General features: G+C 53.5%; 6 protein-coding genes, 1 tRNA gene and 1 pseudogene. 2 read left to right on the top strand and 6 right to left on the bottom strand.

Annotation, left to right across the window (positions count from 1 at the left end):
* Together Q0650_RS16585 and Q0650_RS16580 are read left to right on the top strand one after the other, a co-directional pair.
* Positions 1-821: pseudogene (locus Q0650_RS16585) on the top strand (hypothetical protein); the annotation flags it as partial.
* A 132-nt stretch (positions 822-953) separates the two neighbouring features.
* Positions 954-1,029 (top strand) — tRNA-Gly (locus tag Q0650_RS16580).
* 180 nt (positions 1,030-1,209) lie between these two features.
* Here Q0650_RS16580 and Q0650_RS16575 read toward each other — a convergent pair.
* The 6 genes from Q0650_RS16575 to Q0650_RS16555 all read right to left on the bottom strand — a co-directional run bounded on the left by Q0650_RS16575 (position 1,210) and on the right by Q0650_RS16555 (position 5,874).
* Entirely contained in the window at positions 1,210-2,016 is an 807-nt protein-coding gene (locus tag Q0650_RS16575; RefSeq protein WP_298820976.1) for an alpha/beta hydrolase, read from the bottom strand.
* 170 nt (positions 2,017-2,186) lie between these two features.
* Entirely contained in the window at positions 2,187-2,501 is a 315-nt protein-coding gene (locus tag Q0650_RS16570; protein ID WP_298820974.1) for an Eco29kI family restriction endonuclease, read from the bottom strand.
* The gene (locus Q0650_RS18880; protein ID WP_367280832.1) at positions 2,458-2,688 is read right to left on the bottom strand and encodes an Eco29kI family restriction endonuclease; all 231 of its coding nucleotides are present in this window, start codon (positions 2,686-2,688) and stop codon (positions 2,458-2,460) included. Before Q0650_RS18880 ends, Q0650_RS16570 begins: the two co-directional genes overlap by 44 nt.
* A 130-nt stretch (positions 2,689-2,818) precedes the next feature.
* Positions 2,819-4,240 carry a hypothetical protein gene (locus tag Q0650_RS16565; protein WP_298820972.1) on the bottom strand — a complete coding sequence of 474 codons (1,422 nt, stop codon included), beginning with the start codon at positions 4,238-4,240 and terminating at the stop codon, positions 2,819-2,821.
* A gap of 103 nt (positions 4,241-4,343) precedes the next feature.
* A complete protein-coding gene (locus tag Q0650_RS16560; protein ID WP_298820970.1) occupies positions 4,344-5,243 on the bottom strand; it encodes a prenyltransferase in 900 nt (299 codons plus the stop codon).
* A gap of 52 nt (positions 5,244-5,295) precedes the next feature.
* The gene (locus Q0650_RS16555; protein WP_298820968.1) at positions 5,296-5,874 is read right to left on the bottom strand and encodes a peroxiredoxin family protein; all 579 of its coding nucleotides are present in this window, start codon (positions 5,872-5,874) and stop codon (positions 5,296-5,298) included.
* Positions 5,875-6,000: the final 126 nt, after the last annotated feature.

Below are 6,000 nucleotides of genomic sequence, written 5' to 3'. Positions count from 1 at the left end.
ATGTTGGAATAATCGTTGTCCAGAAGATCATGGTTGAACGCAATGCGTATACTGTTATCTTCTCGCCAGAGGGGCAAAGATTGCTTAACAGTGGTAGTTTAAAAATTATGAACGGTCAGTGGCCGGTGCTGGTTGGTCTTGACGGAAAAATTTATGAGATTGCGCGCATAGCGCCGGCGCTGTTTCCTAAACTGGCGGTCATTGTGCCAACTGTGGTTGCGATAGCGCATATCATTTCCAATATCGACCTGGTAAACCGGCTGGAGCAGCTTGATCGCAAGATTGATTGGCTGGTGAAGATGCGCGCAGTCGATCAGTGGGCCACGCTTGAACGTATCTTCTATGCGGCGCGTGAGTTGTGTTCGGCGCCGATTGGCGAGTGGCAGAAGCAGAAGTTGTGGAGTTTGCGCCAGGAGTTACGTCAGTTGCGGATAACATTGCGGCGCGAGTGGATGACAAATATTGAACAGTTCGAGCCTCGTGATTCGTGGTCGATCCCTGTGATTAGGGATTGGATGCGATCTCAGGAACGACGTCGCCTGCTTGATGCGCTGTCCGGCGATGCGCCGCGGGTGTTGATGATCGAGTTCGCGTTGCGTCTGGAGCTGGTGATGGCGATGGCAGACCGATCTGAGCAGGCGTTTTTTCGCTCTCTCGCCGATGAGCTGGCGCATATCGACCAGGTGTTCGAACTAATTGATCGCAAGGCGCAGAAGTTAGAATCGCCGCCTGATCCATTTAAATGGAGAGAGGAAGTTTTTCAGCAATACCGCTCGCTCGCCCAGGCCACAGCGCTGATTGAGCATCGATCTGGGCAATGAGCAATTCGCGCGCGGGCTTGCGCTTCTGGTTGGCGGTGTTTGTGTTTCGCTGTCGTGTTACGATGGCGCGCAGTGACGCGCGGACTGAGCAGAGTTGCGCAAGCGCCAGGATTGTGCTAAAGTAAAGGGGAAGCGGGCGTAGCTCAGCAGGTAGAGCATCTGCCTTCCAAGCAGAATGTCGCCGGTTCGAGTCCGGTCGCCCGCTCCAGTTTGCCAGTGCCTTGCCGGTCACTCCGGCAAGGTTTTTTGTCTTTACCGGAATGGGTGGGTTGCATGACCTGGTAGTTAGTGAATGCGCGTAGTGTGGCGTGAGAGGTTGCGGCAGTTGCAATCTGAAGGCCAGTTTGCGCTGGCGTTGGCCGCTCAGGTGTTGATTGTCTAACCTGTATCATTGTGTCAACGCGGCGTCAATCGCAGCGTGATAGGCGGCGAACGTGGCCAGATTGTTGTGTCCGCCACCTTCAATCCGGTGAAACCGGAGTGGCGCTGTGACCAGATTGGCCAGTTGTTCGCTGTGGGTGAAGGGCACAACTGTATCGTCGGTGCCGTGGATGATCACAATCGGACAGCGCACCTGCCCGATCCATTCGTGCGTGCGCAACGGATATTTGAGTAGAAACGAAGGTGCCCAGGGAAACTGGCGGCGGGCCAATGCTTCCAGGCTGTAAAACGGGCTTTCCAGAATGAGTAAGCCGGGATTGCGGGTTGCTGCCAGCCGGGTAGCGAAGCTGCTGCCCAGCGATCGACCGTAAAGTACGATCTGCGTTTCGGGGTAACGCGCAACCGCCCAATCGTAGACGGCAGTCATATCGGCATGAAGCTGATCCTCGCCGCTGATCTGCCCGGTGCTTCTGCCATACCCGCGATAATCAACCAGTAGCAGATCGTAGCCGCGCTCAACCAGATCAGGGGCAACGGCTACCCAGCTCCGAAGCGTGCCGCCATTGCCATGAAAGTAGAGGATAATGCCGCGTGGATCGGGGTACCGAAACCAGAGCGCATGCAGGGTTGCGTTTTCAACCGGCAGCCAGATGTCTTCGGCGGCAGATCGGGTATCGTAGGCCGCGCCGGGTGGATCGATATGCGGGACGAAGATCAGGCGTTCCTGCACTGCGTATATAAACAGGCAGAGCAAGGCATAACCAAAACCAACAACGGCCAGAATTTTTAGAATTGTTACGACTAAGGTATTCACATATCCTGCTGTTAGCTACGTTTAGCGTAGGGATTTGGAATTATTAACACGTTCAAAGGCTGATATAGGATTGACACATACCTGCTCATTCAACGCTATGAACGAGAAAGTGCTAAATGTTATTTGAAGGGTGATGGGAAAGAGCTATTTCCATCCAATTCTTGACAACCTTACTCCGCTTGCTGCTGATGAATGACGTTCCGCGCCATAGCGATAATCTCATCTTCGCTTTGCGCATTGGGTGGCAAACCAGCCGCCCATGGTCTTCCCGGATGAAGGGTATCCCACGCGGAACGTTTCTGGTTGTGTCGGCCTTTGCCAGGAGCGTGACTGCCAAATCCAATAATGGTTGTATTCCATACCGGCGCAAACATCTCGATGAGCATATTCTCAGCCAGAGCGATCCAGATATCGTCAACGACCAGGTATCGGCGCCAAAAGTCATCGAGACTGAGGTTGTCTACTTGTTGATATCGATGTTGCATGCTCACGGAGTCGATTATACAAAACTGGACCGGGAGAAGTATTCAGCCCAAAGCCACCAATTCTGGCGCCTGGCGGCATTGCTTTGCCGACATAGACAGGTTTCGCATTCTTATCGGAGAAGTCTTTGAGCGCTAGCGGCTGGTATAGATGGTATGGTTTGTTCTTGCTCGTATAATAATTGCGTATACTCCTGCACCTTCAAATCGAACTGGGGGCAAACGTTCAAGCGGCTGCTCTAATAACTGCTTTGCCACAATTGTTGCCAGGTTTTTCTTGTCTAAAGGATTAAACGGCTGCATACGAATTTCAGAACTGACTATGGTTTTCGCAAAACCACTGCCGTTTCGTATAGCGTGACTCCTGTTGTTTGTCCATTGCGCACTGACGAATTGATAATGCTGTTGCCAACCCGCTTCGCCCGCAAAACGTGAATGGCTTCTCGTTGTAACCCGCACAACTGTCCAATTTCAGCGAAAAATTGATCTGTTGGAATTTCAATTCCTTGCATAATTGAATTGCCAAGAACAAATACTGCGACAGCTTGAGGCTTAAGCACATACTGTAAATTTCTACCCATTTGATAGCAGTCATTAAAGTACGTTATCGCATAATTCGCCCAACCTCTCCCACCGTAAATGCCTTTTTCTGGATTCCTGGCAGCGATAGCGTCAATGACCTCTTCGAGCGCAGGCAATCGAAATGTAAGCTGCGCCGGTTGACTGTCGCGGACTGTCTGCCAATATTTCCCGAAGTTTGCCTGCTCTATTGTTCGTAGATCGGCTGAATCGCTCACGAGATTAAGCCAAAACAAGTGTGGCCTTGTGTTGCGGATATAGTGATAATTGTTCAGATATGGCGGCGAAGTGATAACAATATCTACGTGTTCGGCAGGAAGTATGTGCTGTACGTGAAGTGAGCTTCTGTTAAACACTTCCACAGTTGGGTATGGCGTAAATTTCTCCATCTCGCTTCGGTAGATGACAATATCATCATGCATTGCGCGAAGTTTTGCGGATACCATACCAACGACATCTGCGTTCAAAATATTTTCTTTGCCGGCGGCCATGCGCGAGGTAAGGCTAGGCTCGTAAGAATAGTTAGATACCTGCACGAGAATGGAGCCAATGGCCAGTAGCGCAATTTCTCGTATCTGAGTTTGAGGAATTTCACGCACAATATCAAGACAGTGCAGTATCTTTCGCTCAACCGTCGGACTGAAAAATGGCACTCGAGAGCGAAAGTTCATGGGTGGGCGTGACGTTGGTTCTGGAAGACAGTGCGCTGGATCGTCACCATGCGCAAAAGCCCGATCAAGAGCACTGGTGCGTTGCCTCGCTTCGTTTTCGAATACAGAGATGGTATTCCAAAATTCTTGGGGGTCAATCGTAAAGGCAGATGATTTGACGCGCGAAGCAAGAGCGGCAAAGGGATTCACTTCAAAACCAATGCTATGGTACCCTCTTCGAAGACTTTCTACCAGTGTTGTGCCAACACCTGCAAATGGATCGAGGACACGAACAGTGTGACTGGCGTTGGGGAGATAATAGTCTAATATATCGGCAACAAACCTGGCTGAAAAACCGGCAATCCAGGGGATCCAGCGATGAATGGCGTCTTGTTTGTTTTGTTCGAACGCCGAGTCACGAAAGATGACTGAAGGAGCAGATGTGGATGAAACGTTGGATGTCATCAATGGAGAGTCGGGCAATTCTAAATTGAGCGTAAGCTGAGATGCCAAAGCCGTACCTCCTTTGCCGGGCATTTATGTTTAGAGTGGAGTTCGCTGACTTGAGTATACAAACAAATGTGCGGGAAGTCAAACCTGCAGTTTTTGGCGTCCATTATCTCCAGACGACCTGAAGCAGCGATTCACCTGCGCTATAGGCGATAATGTGCGCCAGCATCAACCCACTCATCAACAGGCCTCCCGGCCAGGCCGATTCCGCGCGAGTGGCGCGCGCAGCGACAAAGATTCCGAGCGGTAAGGTGAGCAACGTTGCCCAGGCAACGGTTGGTGGAATCGCCATCGGCAAGATCCATGGCAACAGGTAGGCCAGCGCGATCCAGCCCCACCAGATCCATCGAACGCGCTGCCCCAGGATGACGGAGAGTGTGCGTTTGCCTACCAGGCCATCGGCGACTCGATCCGGCCAATGCACGCCGATGATGCAGGTCATTGCCGCAGCCACAATCGGCAGGAGCTGGAGATAGACTGTGAGCGGTGGTGTGCCCCGCGAGGAAGCATAGGCCATCAGCGGCATGAAGAGGCCGCCGAGCAGCGCATTGGTGATCTCACCCCAGCCTCGTCGCTCGAGCGCGAGCGGCGGCATTGAATAGGCCCATCCTCCCGCCAGACCGATCAGCAAAATGACACCGGCTGCCGGCGGTAACAGGCCACTGGCTACGGCCCACAGGCCGCCGACAACGGTTAATCCACTCACGACCAGCGCCGCCTGTAGGGCCAGTTGACGGCTGGCTAAACCGGCAGCGATGGCTCCGCTGCCGCCCGAAATACCGGTGTGACAGGCCAGCGCATCGGTGTCGGCATCGGCATACTCATCGGCGTAGTGCGCAGCCAGGTTGGCGAGCATCGTGAGGGTTAACCCGGCAGCCTGTTGTTCCCAGGCCAGCGGCGGCTGGTTGTGAGCGGCAATCGCAGTGCCCACGAAGTACGCCAGCGCGCCGCTGGGCAGGATCAACGGTCGACTCATCTGCCAGAGGCCGAGCAGTGTTCGATGCATACTGTGACCGACGGCGGAAATGTTGATGTGAATGTATCCACAGTGCCCTTCACTATTCGGCGATGCTATCCAAGACTGCTGCCAGCTCTGGCGGACGCGGCGGCGAGAAAATGACCGAGAGCGGCGCAACCCAGCTCCAGCGAATAATACCCTGTGTGTCGATCACGAACACGCCGGGTAGCGGTACACCCATGGCCGAACCGACTCCATAGCGATAGAATACTCCCCACTCTGGGTCGCTCAAGATTGGGTACGGCGCGCGCAGCACTTCGGCGACGAAGCTGGTCATCTCGAGGTCAGTGCTGCTGACTACCAGTAAATGGGCATTGCGCTGTGCGAATGCATCATATTGCTCCCGCAACGCATCCAGTTGCGGCGCGCAATGCGGTCAGAAGAAACGATCGCTCACGATCCGGGTAAGATTCAACACTACCGGTCGCCCCCGGAGGGAGCTAAGCGTGATTGTGCGCCCGTATTCCACCCGATCCTCGGGCGGGCCACTGAGAAATTGCGCATAGGGAAGCGTGAAGTCGGGGGCTTCGCTGCCAACCGGCGGCACATTGGATGGGCCGCGCGGTCGAATGAACTCCTGCCGCCATTTGTCGGTCAGGGGGATAATCGGTCGCGCCATAGCACCTCCTTGCGGATAACCCTCTTTAGATACAGTATACCGCATTCTTTGTCAACAACTTTTCCATCTTCTGCAAACCTTTGTTTACCCGGTTTTTACTCTGAGTGAACAACTTACAACCGGCGC

The sequence above is a fragment of the uncultured Chloroflexus sp. genome (assembly GCF_937129525.1).
Lineage (GTDB): Bacteria > Chloroflexota > Chloroflexia > Chloroflexales > Chloroflexaceae > Chloroflexus.
The sequence above is the reverse complement of the archived record's forward strand: the minus strand, read 5'-3'. Positions and strand labels throughout refer to the sequence as shown.